The organism is Halococcus sp. AFM35, from assembly GCF_051195015.1.
Lineage (GTDB): Archaea > Halobacteriota > Halobacteria > Halobacteriales > Halococcaceae > Halococcus.
This window is the reverse complement of record NZ_JBNTJU010000007.1, coordinates 76,580-97,690: the sequence shown is the minus strand read 5'-3', so window position 1 is coordinate 97,690 and position 21,111 is coordinate 76,580. Positions and strand designations below refer to the sequence as shown.

Sequence of the window (21,111 nt, the reverse complement as noted above, 5' to 3'; positions counted from 1 at the left end):
GATAATAACTGACCGCATATATTTTACTAGCTTTGAGTATGATATCGGGTGATTTTGGCAGGAGGATTAATACTTCCGGGGCGTCGATGGCGGACAATGAGCGATACGCCAGCGCACCCGGACGGTCACGGGGGCGCGACCGGCAGCCACAGTCACGACCACGCGGACGGCCACAGCCACGGCGACACCAGTACGCGAAAGCTCGCGCTCGTCGCCGTCATCAATCTGTTGGGATTTCTCGCCGAACTCGCCGGCGGCCTGCTGTTCGGTTCGGTCGCCCTGTTGAGCGACGCGGTCCACATGCTGTTCGATGCGCTCGCGTACGTGATGGCCTTCGCCGCCTCGTACGTCGCCACCCGCTATGATACCAGCGACCGCTACTCATTCGGACTCCATCGCCTCGAACCCCTCTCGGCCTTTCTCAACGGCGCACTCCTGCTTCCGATGGTCGGGTTCATCCTCTACGAGTCCTCCCAGCGGTTCGTCGACCCCGTCGCCATCGCCACGGTGCCGACGCTGGCCATCGCCGTCGGGGGCCTGCTCGTGAATCTCCTCTCGGTGTACGTCATCGAAGGCGGCGAGATGAGCCTCAACGAGCGTGGCGCGTTCTATCACCTGCTCGGCGACGCCGGCGGCTCGATTGCGGTCATCGTCTCGGTGCTCGCAATCGAATACACCGGCATTAGAGTTCTGGACCCCATCACGGCGGGTCTCATCGCGCTCGTCATCGTCTGGAGCGCGGGCAAACTCCTGCGCGGGAGCGGCCGAATCTTCCTCCATCGCACGCCGCTCGATGTCGAGGCAGTACGTGAAGCCATCGAGGGGGCCGACGGCGTCGCGCGGGTCGCGGACCTCCACGCATGGCAGATATGCAGCGAAATCACCATCGCCACGACACACGTCGAGACCGACGAGGTGGCAGATGGCGGCGCGCTCACCAAGGAAATCCACGGCATACTCGATGCGAACGATGTCGACCACGCGACCGTCGAACTCTGTCCTGCTGGCGGCGGTCACGCCCACCTCACCGCCCACGACCATTAGGCGGGCAGGCTACTACTGGCCTGTTCGCGTTCGAGCGCGCGCCGGGTCGAGGCGTCGAGTTCGACGAGATGGCAGAGCGGGTTACCCGGATAGACCAGCGGGTTTTCGAGCACCCCCACCAGCAATCCGGTAAAGGGCGCGCTCACCGTCTCGCTGTCGGCCTTGAACGGGTCGGTGATGGTACAGACCGGCTCGCCCTCCTCGACGAGGTCGCCGCCGTCGTAGTGCATGTCGACCAGTCCGCCCACATCGGCCCGGAGCCACGTCTTCTCGGCGTCACCGTCGATGACGGTGCGCCAGCCCGGCCATCGCACCGCGCTCACGCTCTGCATCTCGAACTCCGCGAGCACGCTCTCGACGCCGGCGAGCGCGCGGTCGATGAGATGGCGTTGAAAGCGGTGGGCCTCGCCCATCTCGACGGTTATCGTCGGCACCTCCCGAACCGTCGACTCGTGCCGGAGCGTCCCCTCCGGCCCGGAACCATCGATGATGACGTTCGAACCGAACGATTTGGCGACACGCTCGACGCCTTCCCGAGAGGTGTCAGCACGGACGTGGAGCATGTTGGTTCGTCCGCGCGTCGAGGTGTGGAAGTCCAACCCGAAATCGCAAGGCGCGACGAAGTTTTCGAAGATGTGGTTGGCCATCCGGCGCGCGCTCGTGCCCGTCTCGCTGCCCGGAAACGACCGGTTCAGGTCGCGGTCGTAGATGGGCAGATAGCGCTGCTGGGCGAGAAAGCCCGGAACATTGAGCACGGGAAGACAGACGAGCGTCCCGCGCAGGTCGTCGTGGTCCCAGTCGTGGGCCACGGTTCTGACGACCTCGATACCGTTGAGTTCGTCGCCGTGGGCCGCCGCGCTGAGGACGCCTGTGGGTCCCGGCTCCGCGCCGTTGATGATGGTCACCGGGATGCGCACGGGGTCGCCCATGTACGTCTCGCTGATGGCATACCGGATGTCCCGCGTCTCGCCCGGCTCGACCGCCCCGCCATCGTAGGTGAACGCACCGTCGGCCATTGCTCGCGCCTCGGCAGCCACACGTAAAGCCCTCGCGTCTTCGAACTACCGCCATAGCTTTGCCGGATGCGCAGAGAAGGGAGGTATGGACGAGACGGACACCGTTCGCGTGGGCGTGTTGAGCCTCCACACCAGCAAGGAAACCAAAGCCATCCTGAACGCCGTCGAGGATTTGGGTCACGAATCCGTGTGGCTGCGCCGGGAGAACACCGCGGTATCCATCCGCGACAGCGAGGTCAGCCTCGAACCCGAAGTCGATATCGTCGCCAATCGACTGCTCCTCTCGAACACCGAGGAGCCGGCCGAGGGGCTGGGACTCGCCGCAACCTTCGAGCGTATCCGCCCGATGCTCAACCGGCCGGGACCCACCCTCACCGCCATCCACAAGTTCGCCACCGCCGCCCGGCTGGCCGACTGGAACGTGAGGGTGCCGGATGCGCTGCTCGCGCTCTCCAATGACCGGTTGAACCGTGGCCGCGAGCGCTTCGGCGACGTCGGCGTCTACAAGACCGCCATCGGCACCCACGGCGGCGGCACGTGGAAGGTCGACCTCGACGAGCCGGTGAACCCGAAGGTGGGGAATCGACAGGCCTTCCTCCAGGAACTCATCGAGCGCGACGCGAGCGAACACCGCGACCTGCGTGTGTACGTGGTCGGCGACCGCATCATCGGCGCGATGCACCGCTATGCCCCGGAGGGCGACTGGCGGACGAACGTCGCCCTCGGCGGCGCGGTCGAGAACGTCACCGACGAGATACCCGACGAGGCGCGCGAGACCGCCCTCTACGCCGCCGACGTGATGGACCTCGACTACGTCGGTGTCGACCTCATCGAGGGCGAGAAGGGCTGGTACGTCCTCGAAATGAACCCCACGGCCGGGTTCAAGGGCTTGTATGAGGCCACCGGCACGAGTCCAGCCCCCTACATCGCCAAGCTCGCCATCGAGGCAGTCGACGGGGACGTCGACGACGAGCGCGTGCGCGACCTCGCAGCGACGCTCGACGACTCCCGGCCCACGAGCATGCCCCGCCCCGAGCGGCCCGAACCCGGCCAGACGCCGACGGTCGGCTACATCGAGGACGTGGTGGTCAGCGGCACCAGTGGGTCCCAATCGACGCTCGCAAAATCCGACACGGGCGCGACCCGAACCAGCATCGACACCTCGCTGGCGGCCAACATCGGTGCCGGGCCGATAAAGAGCATGACCCGCGTGCGCTCGGGCAGTTCGAAATCGGGCACGGCTCGCCCGGTGGTCGACCTCGTGGTGGGCGTCGGCGGCACCCAACACACCGTCACCGCAAGCGTCGAGGACCGCAGCCACATGAACTATCCCCTGCTGCTCGGCCGCGACATCCTGAAACACTACCAAGTCGACGTCCGCCGGCGCGCCGACAGCGACGAACCGCGACCCGAGGAGGAGACGCTCGAAGAGTAGGTGCTGCGGGGTACGAACGGATCAGGACTCGTAGTACCGCCAGATGTAGAGGGTCGCGAGGCTCCGGTAGGGTCGCCAGCGCTCGGCGACGTCACGCATCTCCGCGCGCGTCATCTCCCCGTCGCCGTACAGCGACTCGATGCCGCGGCGCACCGCGAGGTCGCCGAGCGGGAGGACGTCCTCGCGGCCGAGCGCGAAGATGAGGTACATTCGCGCGGTCCACTCGCCGACGCCACGGATTTCGGTGAGTTCGTCGATGACTTCCCCGTTCGGCGCATCGGAAAACCCCTCGGGGGTCAGGTCGCGCTCGCGGAACGCGCGGGCGGCGTTTCTGACGTACTCGGTTTTCGTCTCGCCGAGACCCGCCTCGCGGAGTCGCTCTTCGTCCGCCGCCAGTACCGCCGCAGGCGTGACGTCGTCGAACAGCGCGAACACGCGCTCCCTGACGGCGTTCGCCGAGGCCGTCGAGACGGATTGGTTGATGATGGAGACCACGAGTCGCTCGAAGGGGTTCGCGGCGGTGTCGAGTTCGAGTTCGCCGAACTCCCCGACGAGCGGGCGCAGTACCGGGTCCTCGCGGAGCGTATCGTGGGCGTCGGACACGAGGGGAGTGCGAATGCAACGGCGATACGGGTTGTGGTTGCGGCTGCCGGGGTCGGAACGTCGAAAACGAGCGGCGTCAGTAGTCGTCGTACACAGTTTTGATGATGGTGAAGTAGTCCATCCCCTCCTCGCCCTGCTCGCGGTAGGTCTCGCTCGACGAAGCGTTCATCCCGCCGAAGGGGACGTGGAGTTCGAGACCGGTCGTCGCGCCGTTGACCTTCACGACGCCGAAGTCGATCTCGTCGACGAAGCGGTTGGCCTCGGTGTGGTCGTCGGTGATGATGCCTGCCGAGAGACCGAACTCGACGTCGTTGGCGAGTTCGATGGCTTCGTCCGTGTCGCTGGCTTCGAGCACGCCCACAAAGGGTCCGAACACCTCCTCCTGCATCACCGTCGCATCGGAGTCGAGACCCGTTACAACTGTCGGCTCGACGAAATGGCCGTTCTCGTACTCGCTGCCCTCGGGTTGGCCGCCACCGTATTCGACGGTCGCGCCCTCGTCTTTCGCGGTCTCGATGGACTCCAACGTGCTGTCGAGTTCGCTCTCGCTCACCTGTGGGCCCATGCCGGGGTCCTCGACGCCCGGTCCGACGTCGACCGACTTCGCATAGTCGACCAGTTCCTCGACGAACTCGTCGTGGACCGACTCCTCGACGATGGCGCGTTCGGTCGCCGTGCAGGCCTGTCCGGTGACGCCGAAGACGGCGCTGCCCACAGTCCGAGCAGCTTCCTCAATGTCGGCGTTGTCGGTGACGACGGTGGGATTTTTCGAGCCGAGTTCGGTCTGGACGCGCTTGTGGGCATCGGTGGCCTGCTCGTAAATCATGTCGCCGACCGACCGGCTCCCGGTAAAGGAGACCGCGTCGACCTCATCGTGGGTGACGATTGGCTGGCCGACCTCGCTTCCGCTCCCGGTGAGGACGTTGACGACGCCGTCGGGTGCGTCGACTGCCTCAGCGGCCTCGGCGAGGCATTCGGTGACTTTCAGAAAGACCGTCGGGGCGTCGCCCGCGAGCTTGCAGACCACGGTGTTGCCCGTCGCCAGCGCGGGGGCCATCTTCCACGAGGGAATGGCGATGGGGTAGTTCCACGGGGTGATGAGTCCGGCCACGCCCATCGGCTCGCGCACGGTGTAGAGGTTCTGGTCGTTGGCGCTTGGCTTGCTGCGCTTGCCGGCGTAGTCCATCGCCTTCTCGGCGTAGTAATAGAAGATGTTGACCGCCCGCCCGACTTCGCCGCTGGCCTCGCTGTAGGTCTTGCCCTCCTCGCGGGAGAGCGTCTCGGTGAGTTCCTCGCGCCGGTCGTCCATGCGCTTTGCGGTCTCGCGCAGGAGTTTGCCCCGCGCTGGACCGGGCGTGTTCGCCCACTCCTCCCGGGCGGCGGCGGCCGCCTCGATGGCTCCGTTGGCGTCCGATTCGCCCGAATCCTGTACCTCGGCGACGACCTCGCTCGTATCGGCCGGGTTCGTCACCTCGAAGGTCTCGCTGGTCTCGCTCGCGCGCCACTCGCCATCGACGTAGTTCTCATAAGTGTCTGCCATCACCTCCGACGTACACGGTCGAGGCATACCCCTCTTTCGGCTTCAATGGCAAGCCTACCCCGAGGACTTTGTATGCGGGCCACCTCGGCCCGATATGCGCTACTACCGCACGGTCGAGGACGGTGCGGCGCGACTCGTCGCCCGCGACGACGAGAAGGCCTACGACCTCACCGCGGCCCGCGAGGGGCTCGATTCCTTTGCCGCGCTGGCGAACGTCGCCGACGTGCTCGGGACGGGCATCGACGGCGTCGCGGAAACGGTGGTCGACGACGCACCGCTGCTCGATGCCGGTTCGGTCGAAGCGCGCGCGGCGATGCCTGCCGTTCCCGACGAGGTGTGGGCCGCCGGCGTCACCTATCAGGTCAGCAGCGACGCCCGCGAGGAGGAGAGCGGTCGCGGCGAACTCTATCAGGACGTCTTCGAGGGCGACCGGCCGGAAATATTCTTCAAAGCCACCGCCTCCCGGACCGTGGGACCGGGCGAGACGGTGGGAATCCGTGGTGATTCCGACTGGGACGTGCCCGAGCCGGAACTCGCCGTCGTCGTCCATCGCGGCGATATCGTCGGCTACACCGTCGGCAACGACATGAGCAGCCGCTCCATCGAGGGGTCGAATCCGCTCTATCTCCCGCAGGCGAAGATCTACGACCGCTGCTGTGCCATCGGTCCAGCTATCGCCTCGCCCGAAACCGTCGGCGATCCGCAAGATTTGGAACTCTCGATGGCAATCGAGCGCGACGGCGAGGTGCTGTTCGACGACAGCACCTCGACCTCCCAACTCGTGCGCTCGCCCGACGAACTGGTCTCGTATCTGAACCACCACAACGCGACACCCGAACTCGCCGTCCTCCTCACGGGCACGTCGCTCGTCCCGGAGGAGTCCACGCTCGAATCGGGCGACGAGATAGCCATCGACATCGAGAACGTCGGTCGCCTCGAAAACGGGGTAACGAACGTCTGACTCAGAACGAAACCGTCTCGACGCCCTCGGCAGTGCCAAGATACACATCGTCGACCATGTCGAGGAAGATGCCGTGTTCGAGGATACCCGGTATTTTCTCGATGTCGCGGGCGGTCCCTGCGGTGTCGTCGAGCCCGCCGAAATCACAGTCGATGACGAGGTTGCCGTTCGCCGTGAACAGGGGGCCGTCCTTGCGCTCGGCCATCCGGAGTTCCGGGTCGCCACCCACCTCCCGAAGGTCTTCGGCGACGACCTCGCGTGCGTCTGGCATCACCTCGACAGGCACAGGATAGTCGAGCGGGTCGGTGGCCTTCTCCTCGTCGGTGGCGATGACGAGCCTGTCGGCCATCGCGTCGATGATTTTCTCGCGGGCGTGTGCGCCGCCGCCGCCCTTGATGACTGTGGGTTCGTCTTCGGAATATTGGTCCGCGCCGTCGATGGTCACGTCGAGTTCCGTTACCTCGTCGAGGTTGACGAGCGGGATGCCCACCTCCTTGGCGAGTTCGTGGCTCTGGAGGGAGGTTGCGACGCCGCGGACGTCTTCGAGTTCTCCTTCGCGGAGCAGCCGGCCGATTTCGGCGACCGCCCACGCGGTCGTGCTGCCGGTGCCGAGACCGACGTCCATCCCGCTCTCGACGATTTCCTGAGCCGTTCGTTCACCACCCCGGCGACGGCGCTCGTCGAAGACACCCCCCGCGCCGCTCTTGATGCGCCGCGGCGATGGGATGACTTCGATGCGGTCGCGTATTTCGTCGTCGGCCAGCGAGACGCCTGCCGCATCGAGTTCCTCGCGCGCCCTCTCGACGGTTTCGTCTTCGGTTTCGGCCCAGACGTGAACGTCGTTCTCGTCGTCGATGAATTCCTTTGCCATTGCTCAGTCCTCCTCGTCGGCGAGCGGTCCCACGGGGTCGACATCGCCCTCGTCACGGAGGTCGTGACGGGCTTCGTTGTCGACGCGGCCGTGCAGGCGTTCGTCCTCGATGCCCTCGGCCTCGCCGAAGGGATGCTCGCCGAACCCGTGGCGCATCAGCGCGATGGCCCGGTAGGCGTGGCGTTGGTTGCCACGGGACTTGAACAGTTCGGTGACCGATTGACTGATGACGGGAATCGGCGTCTCACCCTTGTAGGCCTCGCTCACGAGCCAATTGACTTCGCCGGTGTCCTCGACGTAATTCGGTATGTCCTCGAAGTCGGGTGCATCCGATTGCTGGTCCTCGTGGCGCAGGCCCTTCTCCATGAGTTCGACCAACCAGCTCTCGATGACCGCGCCGTTCGACCAGTTGTGGAAGACGTCGGCCATGTCGAGGTCGAACTGGCCCGCCTCTAAGAGTTCGACGCCCTCGGCGATGGACTGGAGCATGCCGAACTCGATGCCGTTGTGGACGAGCTTGACGAAGTGACCGCTGCCCGGCGGGCCGACGTGGAGGAGACCCCCATCGACCGAGAGCAGGTCGAGATACGGTTCGGCGATATCGAAGCCGTCCTGCTTGCCACCGACCATGAAGCAGACGCCCTCTTTGGCGCGTGGCGGCCCGCCGCTGGTGCCCGTATCGAGGAAGTAGATTCCGTCGTCCCACGCGCGCTCCTCGCGGCGAATCGAGTCGCGCCAGAAGGAGTTGCCGCCGTCCATCACGACGTCGCCCTCCTCCAGATGCTCCAAGAGGTCGTCGAGTTCGTCGTCCACGAGCGGACCGGCAGGGAGGGAGAGATAGACCACCCGCGGTGCGTCGAGTTCGTCGGCGAGTGTCTCATATTCGCCCGCGTCGTGAACTTCGACGCCCTTCTCTTCGAGTTCCGGCCGGTCGGCCGTATCGAGACCGACCACGCGAACGTCCTTCTCTATGGCCTGTTGGGCGAGGTTGCCGCCGATCTTTCCCAATCCCACAATGGCGAGTTCGAGGTCTGTGTCTGACATGAATGTGTGCTGTGGATTGCCGTCGTCTGTCCCGTCGATACCGCGGCTCTCACCGCTCGTTCGTTCCTCGAAGCATGAGGATATAGTAGTGTTGCCTGCGTTCGTCAGCAACGGCTCTCACTCGGCGTATTCGGCATAGACGTCCCACGAGGGGTCCCCGTCCGGTGGTTCGACCCGCTCGCCGTCGACGTACGCCCCGGCACCCTCGGCGACACTCCCGACGAGGGCGGCGGTCGTCCCGCGTGCATCCAGCGCGTCGAGGACGGGTTCGACTCTACCCGCATCGACCGCGAGCAGGAGCGTGCCGGCGCTGGTCGCCGCCCACGGGTCGATATCGAGATACTCACAGACTGCTTCGACGCCGGGACGCATCGGCACTCTCTCACGTTCGACCTCGAAGCGCACGTCCGTGCTCGCGGCCATCTCACAGAGCGCGCCCCGAAGTCCACCCTCGGTCACGTCGTGCATCGCCGTCACCGGGCCGGCGGCAGCGGCGGCGAGCGCGTCGCGGACGGCCCGCGCGTCGTCGAGGCGCTCGCGGGCCGTTTCGAGCGTTTCCTCGGGGAGGTCCATCTCGTCGCCGAACAGCGTCGTCAGCAGGCCGACCGCCTCGACGGCCGGCCCAGTCGTCAAGACGAGGGAATCGCCGGGTCGTGCGCCGTCCGGGCGAACGATGTCGTCCGCGCTGCCGACACCCATCACCGTCGCGCCGCCGACCCATGGGTACGAACAGCCCTCGTAGCGAGCGGTATGGCCCGCGACGATGCTCGCACCCACATCGTTCACTTCGTGGTCGAACGCCCGCCAGAAGGTGGCGAACTCCGCGTCGGTCACCGACGGCGGGAGCGTGAAGTTCAGCGACAGATACGCCGGCGGGAGGCCCGAGACTGCAACGTCAGCACAGACGACCTCGAAGGCGAACCGGCCCGCCCGCTCGAAACCCAGCTCCGGGAGCATCGAGATGGGGTCGGTCGCCACGACCAGCGAGCGCTCGTCGAGTTCGATGACCCCGAAATCGACGCCGTGTTGTGGGCCGAGCCGAACTTCCTCGCGCTCCGCGCCGAGATGTGGGTAGATGTACTCCTCGAAAAAGGCTCCATCGACCTTCCCGTATGCTGGCATGGCGGCGATACTCGCGCGCCGATAAAAACGGTGTTCGATTCCGACTAGTCCCCGACGTTGGTGGCGCGCTCGACGACATCGGTACCGTAGAGTTCTTCGAGGTCGTCGTGTTGGTCCGGGCGGTGTTCGTGGACGTCCTGGAAGAGGGTCACGGGCGTCATCGCGGCCTGATAGGTCGCTTCGTCCCACATCCGGTCGTTGCTGACGTCGACGTCGATGCCGTCGATTTCGATGGTGGCGGCCCGCTCCATCGCAATCGCGCCGGTGCCGGCATCGCGCGCCTGTTCGAACTGCTCCATCGAGTCGACGATGTCGTCCATGCTCGGGACGTATTCGACCATGTCGAGCAGTTCCTCGCGCAACTCCTCCTCGTCGAGGTGCTGCTCGTCGCTACCCACCTGAAGGGTGTAGCCGTCGCCACTCTCGTCGAGCGAGACACGCTCACCAGTATAAATTTCCCTCTCTCCATCACGTTCGAGTTCGACCTGCTGGCTGCCGTCGTCGAGCAGCCAGTAGCCGGTTTCGGGCGGCAGCGGCGACTTGTTCGCCTCGACGACCTGCCCGGGCGTGAGCGCCCAGATGCCGGTCATCCCCTTCGCTTGGTTGGCGGTCATCCGCTCGCGGTAGCCCTCGACGTCACGGATGTCGTCGTAGGGACCGTCGACCGCAATCAACCCGGCGGCGCTGGCCCCGCGGGAGGTGTTGTGGCGGAGTTCGGGCCACGGCGGCAAATTACCTGTGGGCGTGATGGCGCGCATGTCCTTGGTGTAGTCGACTTCGCCATCCACGAGCATGAACAATCGTTCGAGGTTGTTCGTGGGCTTGCCCATCTCCTCTCGCAACTGCCCCATCGCCAACTCGGACTGCCCGCTCTCGATGATCACCGACATCGCAATCGAACCTTCTTCGAGGCCGTGTTCGTTCTCGACGATGGTGATGAACTCGTCGGCCTTCTTCCAGTCGTCGATGCCACCTACCTCCGGGATGACGAACCCGTCCAAGTGCTCGATAGCCCCCTCCGCGGGGTCGGCTATCCGCAGCATCCGCTCGAAGCCCTGATACCGAGTCGAGGGACTGTCCCGGTGCCAGACCACACGTGGATGGATTTCTCCGGGAAAGTCCGCGCCGTTCTCGGCGACGACGTCGATGATATTGCGAGCGCCCTCGTCGCGCATCGAGGGGGCGGTGGCGTCCTCGTTGTCCGGCACCCACACATCGGGTGCCTGCATGCCCCGCAGCCCGCTTGCACTTTTTATCATCTTCGCCGAATCGTCCTCGCCCTCCACTGCGGTGGGGGAGGTGAAAAACGTCCGCACGAACTTCCGCTCGTGGAGTCGCTCGTCGTGTCTCTGTGTCATCTGTATTTCAATTGGTGGCTGTAACGCCGCCGGGCGTCGCTGGCTGACTGTGCGTTCGCTTGCCGTCGGTTGGCATGTGACGTTCGCCGTGTCGGTCGATGGGGTACTGTTTGTTTCGGTCGGAAACGGCGAACGCCGCCCGGACGTTCAGTCGTCGCCGTCGGCCTCGGCGGTTAGCGGGTCGCGTTCGTCCTCGGAGAAGCCCTCCGACCCCTCGATGCGCGAGCGCGCTTCGGGGTCGAACTCCATCTCGATGTCCTGGAACTTATCGACGAAGGAGAGTTCGTGATGGCTCTCGGTCTCGTGGTCGAGGTACTTCTCTTCGAGGTCGAACTGGCCCTGTTCGGCGTTCTCCGCGAGGTTCTTCATGTCCTCGTAGGCGGCGTGAGCACCGGAGTGCAGCGCGAACAGCGTGATGAACTGGTAGCTGTAGCCGAGGTCACCAAGCTCCTCGAAGGTGAGCGGGTCGTCCTGTTCGGACCACGCAAAGGACGACGAGTAGTTGAACGCGAGGTCGAGGTCCGGGTGGGTCTCGTGGATGGTCTCGGCGTACTCGACGGCGTCTTCCCTACTGGGGTCTGGCATCTCGGGCCAGACGATGTCGACGCCCGCGTCGGCGTACAGCCGGCCGCGTTCGAGGTGTTCCTCCCAGTCGCCGTTGGCGGAGCCGTAGGCGTCCGTCCGGGCGATGATGACCGTGTCCTCGCTCTGTTTCGCGTCGACGGCAGCCTCGAAGCGCGCCTGTGCGTCCTCGCGGGAGACGATCTGCTTGCCCGCGATGTGGCCACACCGCTTTGGCGTCACCTGGTCCTCGATGTGGACTGCGGCGACGCCGACCTTCTCGTATTCGCGGACCGCGCGCTGGACGTTGTGGATGCCACCATACCCCGTGTCACAGTCCGCAATCACGGGGAGGTTGGTGGCTTCGACCATTCGCTTTGCGTTCTCGACCATCTCGGTCATCGTGACCATCTCCAGGTCGGGGAAGCCGAACTGGCCCAACACTGTCGAGTAGCCGCTCATGTAGGCGGCGTCGTGGCCGGCCATCTCCGCGAGCCGAGCATCGAGGGCGTGGTACATCCCCGGTGCGAAGACGTAGTCCTGTTCGTCCAGCATTTCGCGCAGCTCGCGGGCTGCGGGGTTGTCGACGTCCTTCGTGAAGACGTCCGTGTCTCCGATGAGTTCTTTCGGCGTTGGCATGGTTGGTCTCGTGGCGGCGAGCGGACCCCATCTCGGGGAGGGCGCGACCCGCTCGCCGGCCGCATCGACACCGATACCGGGACGGTAAAAAACTGTTATGGTCTATCATGATAATATTCTTTAGAGGCCTTTCCGAATGCGGAAGCAATTAGCGAATATAAATGTCGGACGTTAGCACGGGGTCCACCGAGACCGACGCGGATGGCCGGACTTTTTCGTCTGCCCGGCGGAGGTCGCTCATGCACAGGGCGCTGCGCGCGGTCGGCGGCGGCGTCGTCGGGACGTTCGTGTTGGGGTTTTTCCTGCTCGTTCTCGACACGCAGGCGCGCGGCGCGCTCTCGGTCGCGGGCGTCATCGCTCGCTTTCTCGGGATTTCCGGACGGCCAGTGCTCGCCATCGCGCTGTTTGCGGTCCTCACCGCCGTCGGCTGGCCGCTGCTGTTCGTCGCGGTCGAGGAGTACCTCCCGCTCGGTCCCGACCCCGCCGCCCGGGCCGTGGTCTTCGCCGGCGTCATCGGGGTCGTCTTCGTCGCCGTCGGTCGTGGGACCATCGCGGGACCGATACTCGTCATCTACGTTGGCTTTTCGCTGCTCGCCCACCTCGCCTACGGCTTCGTGCTCGGCAGCGTCTACGGTCGCCTCGCGGGATAGACGGCGACCGGACGAAACCGGACAAACCGACGGGGGAAGCCACGTTTATGCCCCGGGGTCGAGTACCCCCGCCATGGCCTTCGACCGACGACCGGCAGGAGCGATTCGACCATGATCGGGGGCGGCGTCGCGCTGGCGGTCCTCGGCGTGCTGGTGGTCGCGCTCGGGACGCAGTTCGTTCGCACGAAGGGATGGTCCTCGCCTGCCCGGTCCGACGGCGGCTATCTCTCCGGCGGCGAGACCTCCACTAAGTACGAGGAGAAACAGGCCGGATTGTTGCGCTGGCTCACCACTGTGGACCACAAGGACATCGGCATCCTCTATCTCGTCTTCGGGACCGTGGCGGCGCTGTGGGGCGGTACCGAGGCGATGATGATGCGCACAGAATTATTGACGCCGCCGGCGGACGTCTGGACCGCGGCCACCTACAACGGTCTCTTCACCACCCACGGCATCACGATGCTGTTTTTCTTCGCTACACCCGTGTTTTTCGGCATCGGGAACTACTTCCTGCCGCTCCTGCTCGACGCCGAGGACATGGCCTTCCCGCGCATCAACGCCATCGGCTTCTGGCTGCTGCCGCCGTCGCTGCTGCTGGCACGGGCGGGTCTGCCGGCCGACGCGCTCGGGAAGATTCTCTCGACGGTCGGAATCCACATCCCCTTTCTCGAAGCGCTCCATCCCCCCGAAACCGGCTGGACGCTGTACACGCCGCTGTCGATTCAGACGGCCAATCCGCAGGTGGACCTCCTCCTGTTGGGACTGCATCTGAGCGGCATCGCGACCACCCTCGGCGCGATAAACTTCATCGTCACCGTCGTGGCCGAGCGTGGCGACGACATCGGCTGGCCCGACGTCGACATCTTCAGTTGGACGATGCTCTCGACCAGCGGCATCGTCCTGTTCGCCTTTCCCCTGCTCGGCAGCGCGGTCATCATGCTGCTGCTCGACCGCAACTTCGGGACCGCCTTCTACCTCGTCGAGGGTGGCGGTCCCATCCTCTGGCAGCACCTCTTTTGGTTCTTCGGCCATCCCGAGGTCTACATCATCTTCTTACCCGCCACAGGACTCGTGAGTACCATCCTCCCGAAGTTCAGTAGTCGAAAACTGTTCGGCTTTCGCTTCATCGTCTACTCGACGCTCGCCATCGGCGTGCTTTCGTTCGGTGTGTGGGCGCACCACATGTTCACGACGGGCATCGACCCGCGCGTGCGGGCGAGTTTCATGTTCGTCTCGCTGGCCATCGCGGTCCCGAGCGCGGTGAAGGTGTTCAACTGGCTCTCGACGATGTACGACGGCCGGATTCGCCTGACTGCACCGATGATACTCGCCGTCGGCTCCATCGGCACGTTCATCATCGGCGGCGTCACGGGCGTCTTTCTGGCCGCCATCCCCATCGACCTCGTCTACCACGACACCCAGTACGTGGTCGGGCACTTCCACTTCATCATCATGGGCATCATCGTGATGATGATGCTCGCAGCGAGTTACTACTGGTATCCCATCATCACGGGACGGATGTACGACCAGCGTCTCGCACGCCTGCAAGCGGGCCTCACCATCCTCGGCGTGCCGTTGACGTTCGGCTCGATGCTCATCATGGGTGCGCTCGGCTTGCCGCGGCGGTACGCCGACTACCCCGCACAGTTCGCTACGCTCCAACAGGTGTCCTCGGTCGGCGCGTTCATCATCGGCGTCGGCGTGCTGCTGTGGCTGTGGAACATGGTCCAGTCCTACCGCGTCGGCGAACCCGTCCGCGACGCCGACGTCTGGGACCTCAAGCGCGACGACGCCTTCACCCGCGAGTGGCAGTGGTTCGAGGAGCAACTCGACGAACGCTACGGCACCGACGACGAGCGGGCCGACGACTGACTCACTCCCCGTCGGAGACATCGCCGAGCACGCTCGAAATCCGCCCGCGCCACTCCTCGATGGCGTCGATGTCCGCCCGGAGGTCCGCGACCGACGCCCGTGTCTCGTCGATTTCGGTCTGTGCGTCGTCGATGTCGCTGTCGAGCGCGTCGATATCGTCGGCGTTCGTCTCGATGGCCGCTTCGAGGCGCTCGATGGCCGCCTCGGTCTCGCTCGTTCGCTCGTCGAGCGCTGCGAGTTCGTCCTCGATGTCCGCGACCTGCTCGGTCAGGTCCTCGATGAGCTGGCGGGCCGGCCCGTGCTCGTCGATGAACTCCTCTAGGGCGTCGGTGTAGGCTTCGAGGTCGCTGATGCGCGACTGGAGGTGACTGAAACGAACCTCACCGCTCGCGCCGTCGGTATCGAGTTCTTCGGCGAGCAGTTCGCGGTCGCTCTCTGCGAGCTCGCCGTTGCGGAGTTCGGCCGCCAGCGCCGCCCCGACCCCACCCTCGGGAACGCCGACACGCGCCTCGCGTGTCTGTCCGCCACCCGCCGCACCCGTGCCAGCCCCTGCATCCGCCTCGGTCGGTTCGGTTCCACGAGTTGGGTCCGACCCGGCTCCGGAGATGTCGACCGCCTCGGCGGTGTTCTCGTCGTCGAGACCGGGAACGTCCTCGCCTGCGATGACGTCGCGGGCGGCTTGGCTGCTGTCGCGACCCGGTGTCGTCGCGTCGGGGGTTCCCGTCCGGTCCCCGGCGTCGGTATCGTCGGCGGTGCCCGCAGAATCGCCGGTATCGCTGCCGAGACCGCTGACGTCGAGTTCGGGGTCGGTCATGAACCGGTCGACATCGTGGTCGTCGGTGCGGATTCCGTAGACGGTTCGGTACTCCTCGCCGGAGGCGATGTGACGCTCGAAGACCGCGCTGTCGCCCTCGATTGTCCAGTCATCGCCGCCGTGGTCGGGGTGGAATCCGAGGTCGCCGGACGGGATACCGTCGGGAACGGTGTCGGCCAGTCGGACCATCGCATCGTCCTCGCGCTCGGAGCGCACGCGGAACTCGACGGTCGGGACGGGGAACTCGTCGGTCTCGTAGGATTTCGTGAGGGTGATGCCGTCCTCGGTGACGGTTCGTTCCGGCGTGTCTGCGTCACTCATGGTGGCCAATCGGCCACGACCCTCTTAAACGTTCAGCGGCCCCCGCTGGCTCAGAGTTCGACCCGGTCGCCGATCTCGACGATTTCGAGGCGCTCGGGATGCTCGTAGCTACGGACATGCGGATGGAGCGCGGTCGGGTCCGCCGTCAGCCCCTTCCACATGTCCCAGTGGGTCGGCAGCAGTCGGTCGAGTTGGAGCTGGCCCGCGGTTTCGACGATTTCGTCTTCGTCGCAGTACCAGTTCTTCTCGGTCAGTTCCCCAGTTCGCTTGTCGGGGATTTTTCCTGTCGACCCGAAGGCGAGCGCCCCGAGGTCGACGTCGTAGCGCTCGCCAATCGTCTCCAGTTCGGCTGCGGGTTTCGTATCGCCGCCGTGGAAGAAGGTTCCGGCCGGGTGCTCGACGACGTAGCTCACCGGCTGGGTCGCGTCGGGGTCGTGGGCCGTCTCGACTGTCACGGCGAAATCGCCGACTTCGACGGTATCGCCGTCGGCTATCTCGTCGAGTTGGTCCGCGGAGACGTCCCACTCGTCGGTCCAGCGTTCCTCGTCGCGCGCGACCGCGATGCTGTCGGCCGGCGCGTGGAAGGTCGCTCCCGAATTTGCGAGAATGGGTGCCTGCGAGGGACCGTGAACGTGGTCGGTGTGTTCGTGGGTGGCGAAAACGGCGTCGGCCGCCGCGACATCCGCCGGGTCGAACGGGACGGGAATCATCCTCACAGTTCTGGGCGGGTCGCCCGTACCGAGGTACGGGTCGATGAACAGCGTCGTTGTGCCGTCGGTGAGCGCGAAGCCGTTACAGCCGAGATACCAGACGGCAACGCCGTCGGGGTCGGCGACGGCGATGTCGTCGAGGAGCCAGTCGTTCCAATCAGAATGGACCATACCGATACGGGGCGAGCGAGTCGCCTAAAGGTCCCGGTCCGCGGCCGGTTCAGGCGGGAAATCGCGTGATGCGGTGGTCGCCACGGACACAGCGCCCGCGCCGTTCGTGGCCGTGGCGTTCGAGGTGAATCCCGTCGAGACCGGCGTTCCACGCCGCGCCCACGTCCTGTGGGCCGTCGCCGACGAGCGCGCCCTTACCGGTAACGCCCATCTCGTTCATCGCCAGCCGGACGGGTTCAGGGTCGGGCTTCCAGCCGATCTGTCCCGTGCAGCAGACGACCGTCCCGAACCGTCCGCGGAGGTCGAGTTCCGAGAGGACCGGTTCGGTGAGATAGCGCTGGCAGTGGGTGACGACCCCCACGGGAACGTCGAGCGAGGCGAGAAAGGCGGCGGCGTCGTCGTAGATGAAGGTCGCCGCCGCACGGGCCGCCGGGTCCTCGACGGCATGAAAGGTCTCCCAGAAGTGCTCGGGGTCGAATCCCAACGTGCGGAGTCGCTGGTCACGGAAGCCGCCGAGACCGTGCCAGAGGGTGTGCGCCTCGCGGTCGTCGAAGGCGTAGCCGAGACGCTCGCCCACGCGGTCGAACACACGGCGGACGTAGGTCCATTCGACGTCGACGAGCGTGCCGTCGAGGTCGCACAGCCAGAAGTCGTACTGGGGAAGCTCCATCGGGTTCACATCCTATGATGCCCGAACGGATAGCTGTTCTGCCGCCGTCGCGCACACCGCTCAGCGGACGTCGTCGAAGCGCTCGGCCATCTGGATGTCCTGGTCGGTGACGCCGCCTTCCTCGTGGCTCGTCAGACTGACTTCGACCTCGTCGTAGCGAATCGTGATTTCGGGGTGGTGGACCTCCTCGTCGGCGATTTCTGCGGCTTCGCTCGCAAAGGCCACTCCATCGAGGTACTCGTCGAACTCGTAGGTGCGGACGATCTCGTCGTCCGCGTGGTGCCATCCCTCGGGTGCGCGCTCGTCGATCTCCCCGTCGGTCAGAACGTCGGCCATACGTCGGCTATCGGGGGGCGAACCAATAAACGTTGGCCGTTCGAACGCCCGCTTTGGGTTGGTGGACGGCGATGGAATCGCATGGCGGTAGGTATATCCGTTCAGGCAGACCAGTATGAAACGTATCAGTGACGCGGTTCATCACGATCACAGACCGACCCCGACAGGGGGAAATCATCACCCATGGAGGACACGGACAAATACCTGATTCACGCTGACGTCACCGCCGATGGGGTGGTCGAGCGCAACGACGTCGTCGGCGCTATCTTCGGCCAGACCGAGGGGCTGTTGGGAACTGACCTCGATCTACGGACGCTCCAGCAGTCCTCGAAAGTCGGCCGCATCGACGTCAGTATCAACTCCCAGAACGGCCAATCGTTCGGGCGCATCACCATCGCCAGCGGTCTCGACAGGGTCGAAACCGCCATCCTCGCGGCGTCGCTCGAAACCATCGAACGCATCGGTCCCTGCCGGTCGACAGTCGATGTCGAGCGCATCGAGGACGTCCGGGCCGCGAAACGCCGCGAGGTCGTCGAGCGTGCGAAAGGGCTGCTCGGAGCCTTCGAGGAGAGCACGATGAGTTCGGCCGAACTCGTCGAACAGGTCCGCGAGAGCGTGCGCACCGGCGACATCGAGAGTTATGAAGGACTCCCCGCGGGACCGCGCGTCGCCGACGGCGACGCGATAGTCGTCGTCGAGGGCCGTGCGGACGTGCTTACCCTCCTCGAATACGGCATCAAAAACGCCATCGCCGTCGAAGGGACCAACGTGCCCGACGCCGTGGCCGACCTCACGGGCGAGCGCACGGTGACGGCGTTTCTCGACGGCGACCGCGGTGGTGACCTCATCCTGAAGGAACTCGCCCAAGTCGGCGACGTCGATTACGTCGCGGTCGCACCCACGGGCAAAAGCGTCGAGGACCTCTCGCACGAGGAGGTCCACGAGGCGCTGCGCGGGAAGGTCACTCACGAACTCGTCGCCGAGGCGGGCAACCCACGCGAGGCCGTCGCCGCCACCGACGGCAGCGCACGGCCCGCGCCCGCGACCGACCACGTCACACCGGCGACGGCCGACCCAGCGGTTTCGGAGCCGGGGACACCGACCGCCGACGATGTCTCGCCGTCGGCGACCCGTCCGCCCGCACCGGACGCCGGAGATGAGTCGCTCGACGAGCCGACTGGCGAGGGCGAACCGAGCGAATCGACGGACGGGACCGAAGAACCCACCGACGAATCGACGGACGAGGCGGACGAACCGGCGACGCTCGGCGCACACGTTCGTGGCGTCATCGACGACGAAACGGAACAGACACGACTTCTCGACGGTGAATTCGGACTGATAGCGGAGATACCGACCGAGGAGACCTTCGACGCCATCGCGGAGGCGTCGGCGGTGCCCGTGGCGGTGGTGATGGACGGCGAACTCGACCAGCGCGTGCTCGATGTGGCCGCCCAGCGCGGCGTCGAGCAGGTCGTCGCGCGCTCGACGGGCGAGTTCGTCAAGCGACCGACGGACGTGCGTGTGCGAACCGCCGCTCAGTTTCGGTCCGGGACGGCGGCGTCCGACGAATCGGCCTGACGAACCATCGCCACGCCATCGGCATTCTCGTAGTGGTCAGGAAGGTAGGATTCGACCCGGAAGCCGTGACGCTCGTAGAACCGTCGCGCGCGCTCGTCGTCGGCGCGTGCGGTGAGCCGACACTCCTCACTCCTCCCAAGGATGGCCCGCAGAAGTGCCGAGCCGTGGCCCGCGTTGCGGTGGCCGGGAGCGACGGCGAGTTCGGCGAGATGCGTGGGTTGGGTGCCGACCGCGAGCGCGTAGCCCACGGGAGTGTGGCCGGCCACGAGCACGGTCGCCGGGCCGGTGATGGCCGTTTCGAGCAGTGTCGGCCAGTTCGATTCGAGCGAAGTCGCCTGAATGGCGAGCAATCGCGGGCGGTCGTCGGGCGTTGCCTCTCGGATGTGGCTCATAGTGCCGCGAGACCGATGGCCGCGGCGAGCGCTGCACAGACCAGCGCGGCCGTGAGCGTGGCGAGGAAGTTCACGGTCTGGTTGCCGATGCGGCGGTCGCCGAGTGCGAGTCCGGCAAGCGCGCCCGCGAACAGTTCGTCGACTCGGCGGTTTTCGAACAGTGCACCGAGCAGGCTATCGACGACCATGCCGGCGACGCCCGCCACGGCGATGGCCAGCGCGCCGGTCGGTGAGACGGCGAGGACGGGCACGGCGAGCACGGCGATGAGCGCCGCACCGAACAGTCCGGCGACGGCACCCTGCCACGTCACGCCGCCGTCGGTTCCGGGGGGGACGGGTTCGAGCGTCGTGATGAGTCGCGGCGTGTCGAACAGGCCGCCGAGTTCGCTCGACAGCGTGTCGGCCATCGCCCCGGCGAGCGAGCCGGCGAAGACGAACGTGAAAACCGACCGTTCCAGCGAAAGCATCGGGCTTGCGGCGTAGGCCAACACGGCACCGAGCGCGACCGCCGAGTTCGCGAGCACGTTGGCGCTGCCGCGCGCGCCGTCGTTGCCCTCGGCAAGCCCGCGCCGGCGCTTCTGTTCGTAGCGGAACTTGCCGGCAAGCCCGCCGCCGCCGAAGAAGACGATGAGCAGGGCGAACCAGCCGAACCCACCGAGGACGACCATCAACAGTCCCGCGAGCACGCCCGTCACCATTCCGGTGATCGACGCGGTGTCGAGCGCGTAGGCGAGCGCACCGAAACCGGCCGTGACTGCGAGTGCGAGCGCGATACCGATTGGGGTAATCGTCGGTTCGAGCGCGGCCAGCAGCCAGAGCAGCAGTCCCATCGAGAACAGGGCGAGCGGGTCGTCACGGACGAACAGCGCGAGGCGAACCAGCGCGCCGAGCAGCGCGGCACTCGCGGCGAAGAAGACCGCGAGCGCGGGCGTCGGTGCGGGGACGGTGAGTCCGACGACGAGCTGGCCGACCACGCCCGCGAGCGCACCCCCGAAAACGAACGCGGCCGTGGCGGCGATGGGTTCGTGAAAGCGCTGCCGGGCCGCCGCCTCCGCAAGATTACCGCCCGAGAGCACGAGCACGCTGGCGACGAACACGTAGGTTGGCATCGAAAAGAGGGGGACGAACAGCGCGAGACCGGCCGCTGCGAGCGAAAAGCCCGCCAGTCCGTAGAGCGTCTGCTCCTCGTGGTCGCCGGGCCGGGCGAACAGGTCGAACATTGGCCCATCCTCGACGACGAAGGCCGCGAACGCGGCGACGACCACGAAGGGGGCGGCGGCGGCCGGTCCCAACAGCGGGGCAGCGAGGGCGAGTGCGCCGACGAACGCGAACGCGCCCGCCCGCCGGAGTGGCCACGTCACGACCGTCGTTTTCCCGATGGCTACTTAACGCTCCCGAAGCCG

20 protein-coding genes are annotated in these 21,111 nt (G+C 65.9%); 6 read left to right on the top strand and 14 right to left on the bottom strand.

Annotated features, from left to right (window positions below; genetic code table 11):
* Positions 1-96 precede the first annotated feature (96 nt).
* Positions 97-1,044: a cation diffusion facilitator family transporter gene (locus tag ACQUQO_RS07710; protein WP_435077395.1), complete on the top strand. Its 948-nt coding sequence runs from the start codon at positions 97-99 to the stop codon at positions 1,042-1,044.
* Here the strand turns inward: ACQUQO_RS07710 and ACQUQO_RS07705 are convergent.
* On the bottom strand, positions 1,041-2,060 hold the full coding sequence (locus tag ACQUQO_RS07705) for a succinylglutamate desuccinylase/aspartoacylase family protein (protein WP_435077394.1): 1,020 nt from the start codon (positions 2,058-2,060) through the stop codon (positions 1,041-1,043). The genes ACQUQO_RS07710 and ACQUQO_RS07705 overlap by 4 nt on opposite strands.
* Positions 2,061-2,145: 85 nt before the next feature.
* On the opposite strand from ACQUQO_RS07705, the gene ACQUQO_RS07700 reads away from it, so the two are divergent.
* Positions 2,146-3,495, top strand: a complete 1,350-nt coding sequence (locus ACQUQO_RS07700) for a RimK/LysX family protein (RefSeq protein ID WP_435077393.1) — start codon at positions 2,146-2,148, stop codon at positions 3,493-3,495.
* Positions 3,496-3,516: 21 nt separating this feature from the next.
* Here ACQUQO_RS07700 and ACQUQO_RS07695 read toward each other — a convergent pair whose 3' ends face one another.
* Both ACQUQO_RS07695 and ACQUQO_RS07690 read right to left on the bottom strand, forming a co-directional pair.
* Positions 3,517-4,098, bottom strand: a complete 582-nt coding sequence (locus ACQUQO_RS07695) for a DNA-3-methyladenine glycosylase family protein (protein ID WP_435077392.1) — start codon at positions 4,096-4,098, stop codon at positions 3,517-3,519.
* A gap of 76 nt (positions 4,099-4,174) precedes the next feature.
* On the bottom strand, positions 4,175-5,638 hold the full coding sequence (locus ACQUQO_RS07690; protein ID WP_435077391.1) for an aldehyde dehydrogenase family protein: 1,464 nt from the start codon (positions 5,636-5,638) through the stop codon (positions 4,175-4,177).
* A gap of 94 nt (positions 5,639-5,732) precedes the next feature.
* Here ACQUQO_RS07690 and ACQUQO_RS07685 point away from each other — a divergent pair, with 94 nt between their 5' ends.
* Positions 5,733-6,599: a fumarylacetoacetate hydrolase family protein gene (locus ACQUQO_RS07685; RefSeq protein WP_435077390.1), complete on the top strand. Its 867-nt coding sequence runs from the start codon at positions 5,733-5,735 to the stop codon at positions 6,597-6,599.
* A 1-nt stretch (position 6,600) separates the two neighbouring features.
* Here the strand turns inward: ACQUQO_RS07685 and rpiA are convergent, their stop codons facing one another.
* The 5 genes from rpiA to aceA all read right to left on the bottom strand — a co-directional run bounded on the left by rpiA (position 6,601) and on the right by aceA (position 12,194).
* On the bottom strand, positions 6,601-7,470 hold the full coding sequence (gene rpiA / locus ACQUQO_RS07680) for a ribose-5-phosphate isomerase RpiA (protein WP_435077389.1): 870 nt from the start codon (positions 7,468-7,470) through the stop codon (positions 6,601-6,603).
* A gap of 3 nt (positions 7,471-7,473) precedes the next feature.
* On the bottom strand, positions 7,474-8,514 hold the full coding sequence (locus ACQUQO_RS07675) for an NADP-dependent phosphogluconate dehydrogenase (RefSeq protein WP_435077388.1): 1,041 nt from the start codon (positions 8,512-8,514) through the stop codon (positions 7,474-7,476).
* A gap of 117 nt (positions 8,515-8,631) precedes the next feature.
* Complete coding sequence (locus tag ACQUQO_RS07670) at positions 8,632-9,636, bottom strand: AIR synthase family protein (protein ID WP_435077387.1); 1,005 nt, start codon at positions 9,634-9,636, stop codon at positions 8,632-8,634.
* Between the two features lie 44 nt (positions 9,637-9,680).
* Positions 9,681-10,994, bottom strand: coding sequence for a malate synthase AceB (aceB, locus tag ACQUQO_RS07665; protein WP_435077386.1), 1,314 nt, complete (start codon positions 10,992-10,994; stop codon positions 9,681-9,683).
* 147 nt (positions 10,995-11,141) lie between these two features.
* A complete protein-coding gene (aceA, locus tag ACQUQO_RS07660; protein ID WP_435077385.1) occupies positions 11,142-12,194 on the bottom strand; it encodes an isocitrate lyase in 1,053 nt (350 codons plus the stop codon).
* Positions 12,195-12,433: 239 nt separating this feature from the next.
* On the opposite strand from aceA, the gene ACQUQO_RS07655 reads away from it, so the two are divergent.
* Both ACQUQO_RS07655 and ACQUQO_RS07650 read left to right on the top strand, forming a co-directional pair.
* Positions 12,434-12,844: a DUF6789 family protein gene (locus ACQUQO_RS07655; protein ID WP_435077384.1), complete on the top strand. Its 411-nt coding sequence runs from the start codon at positions 12,434-12,436 to the stop codon at positions 12,842-12,844.
* A gap of 111 nt (positions 12,845-12,955) precedes the next feature.
* On the top strand, positions 12,956-14,716 hold the full coding sequence (locus tag ACQUQO_RS07650; protein ID WP_435077383.1) for a cbb3-type cytochrome c oxidase subunit I: 1,761 nt from the start codon (positions 12,956-12,958) through the stop codon (positions 14,714-14,716).
* Between the two features lies 1 nt (position 14,717).
* Here the strand turns inward: ACQUQO_RS07650 and ACQUQO_RS07645 are convergent, their stop codons facing one another.
* The 4 genes from ACQUQO_RS07645 to ACQUQO_RS07630 are packed head-to-tail and all read right to left on the bottom strand — an operon-like array spanning position 14,718 to position 17,738.
* Positions 14,718-15,851, bottom strand: a complete 1,134-nt coding sequence (locus tag ACQUQO_RS07645) for a hypothetical protein (protein ID WP_435077382.1) — start codon at positions 15,849-15,851, stop codon at positions 14,718-14,720.
* 50 nt (positions 15,852-15,901) lie between these two features.
* Positions 15,902-16,732, bottom strand: coding sequence for an MBL fold metallo-hydrolase (locus ACQUQO_RS07640; RefSeq protein ID WP_435077381.1), 831 nt, complete (start codon positions 16,730-16,732; stop codon positions 15,902-15,904).
* Between the two features lie 49 nt (positions 16,733-16,781).
* A complete protein-coding gene (locus ACQUQO_RS07635; protein ID WP_435077380.1) occupies positions 16,782-17,402 on the bottom strand; it encodes an HAD family hydrolase in 621 nt (206 codons plus the stop codon).
* Between the two features lie 60 nt (positions 17,403-17,462).
* Positions 17,463-17,738 carry a 4a-hydroxytetrahydrobiopterin dehydratase gene (locus tag ACQUQO_RS07630; RefSeq protein WP_435077379.1) on the bottom strand — a complete coding sequence of 92 codons (276 nt, stop codon included), beginning with the start codon at positions 17,736-17,738 and terminating at the stop codon, positions 17,463-17,465.
* Positions 17,739-17,921: 183 nt separating this feature from the next.
* On the opposite strand from ACQUQO_RS07630, the gene dnaG reads away from it, so the two are divergent.
* Positions 17,922-19,316 carry a DNA primase DnaG gene (dnaG, locus tag ACQUQO_RS07625; RefSeq protein ID WP_435077378.1) on the top strand — a complete coding sequence of 465 codons (1,395 nt, stop codon included), beginning with the start codon at positions 17,922-17,924 and terminating at the stop codon, positions 19,314-19,316.
* Here the strand turns inward: dnaG and ACQUQO_RS07620 are convergent.
* Positions 19,274-19,708: a GNAT family N-acetyltransferase gene (locus tag ACQUQO_RS07620; RefSeq protein ID WP_435077377.1), complete on the bottom strand. Its 435-nt coding sequence runs from the start codon at positions 19,706-19,708 to the stop codon at positions 19,274-19,276. The two genes, dnaG and ACQUQO_RS07620, sit on opposite strands and share 43 nt — an antisense overlap.
* The gene (locus ACQUQO_RS07615) at positions 19,705-21,069 is read right to left on the bottom strand and encodes a DUF92 domain-containing protein (protein ID WP_435077376.1); all 1,365 of its coding nucleotides are present in this window, start codon (positions 21,067-21,069) and stop codon (positions 19,705-19,707) included. Before ACQUQO_RS07615 ends, ACQUQO_RS07620 begins: the two co-directional genes overlap by 4 nt.
* Between the last annotated feature and the right edge of the window lie 42 nt (positions 21,070-21,111).

Coding starts and splice junctions, on each gene's coding strand:
- dnaG (WP_435077378.1), top strand. CDS start 17,922: ATGGAGGACACGGACAAATACCTGATTCACGCTGACGTCACCGCCGAT.
- ACQUQO_RS07655 (WP_435077384.1), top strand. CDS start 12,434: ATGCACAGGGCGCTGCGCGCGGTCGGCGGCGGCGTCGTCGGGACGTTC.
- ACQUQO_RS07640 (WP_435077381.1), bottom strand. CDS start 16,732: ATGGTCCATTCTGATTGGAACGACTGGCTCCTCGACGACATCGCCGTC.
- ACQUQO_RS07645 (WP_435077382.1), bottom strand. CDS start 15,851: ATGAGTGACGCAGACACGCCGGAACGAACCGTCACCGAGGACGGCATC.
- ACQUQO_RS07650 (WP_435077383.1), top strand. CDS start 12,956: ATGATCGGGGGCGGCGTCGCGCTGGCGGTCCTCGGCGTGCTGGTGGTC.
- ACQUQO_RS07670 (WP_435077387.1), bottom strand. CDS start 9,636: ATGCCAGCATACGGGAAGGTCGATGGAGCCTTTTTCGAGGAGTACATC.
- aceA (WP_435077385.1), bottom strand. CDS start 12,194: ATGCCAACGCCGAAAGAACTCATCGGAGACACGGACGTCTTCACGAAG.
- ACQUQO_RS07675 (WP_435077388.1), bottom strand. CDS start 8,514: ATGTCAGACACAGACCTCGAACTCGCCATTGTGGGATTGGGAAAGATC.
- ACQUQO_RS07705 (WP_435077394.1), bottom strand. CDS start 2,060: ATGGCCGACGGTGCGTTCACCTACGATGGCGGGGCGGTCGAGCCGGGC.
- ACQUQO_RS07620 (WP_435077377.1), bottom strand. CDS start 19,708: ATGAGCCACATCCGAGAGGCAACGCCCGACGACCGCCCGCGATTGCTC.
- ACQUQO_RS07690 (WP_435077391.1), bottom strand. CDS start 5,638: ATGGCAGACACTTATGAGAACTACGTCGATGGCGAGTGGCGCGCGAGC.
- ACQUQO_RS07700 (WP_435077393.1), top strand. CDS start 2,146: ATGGACGAGACGGACACCGTTCGCGTGGGCGTGTTGAGCCTCCACACC.
- ACQUQO_RS07635 (WP_435077380.1), bottom strand. CDS start 17,402: ATGGAGCTTCCCCAGTACGACTTCTGGCTGTGCGACCTCGACGGCACG.
- ACQUQO_RS07685 (WP_435077390.1), top strand. CDS start 5,733: ATGCGCTACTACCGCACGGTCGAGGACGGTGCGGCGCGACTCGTCGCC.
- rpiA (WP_435077389.1), bottom strand. CDS start 7,470: ATGGCAAAGGAATTCATCGACGACGAGAACGACGTTCACGTCTGGGCC.
- ACQUQO_RS07710 (WP_435077395.1), top strand. CDS start 97: ATGAGCGATACGCCAGCGCACCCGGACGGTCACGGGGGCGCGACCGGC.
- aceB (WP_435077386.1), bottom strand. CDS start 10,994: ATGACACAGAGACACGACGAGCGACTCCACGAGCGGAAGTTCGTGCGG.
- ACQUQO_RS07630 (WP_435077379.1), bottom strand. CDS start 17,738: ATGGCCGACGTTCTGACCGACGGGGAGATCGACGAGCGCGCACCCGAG.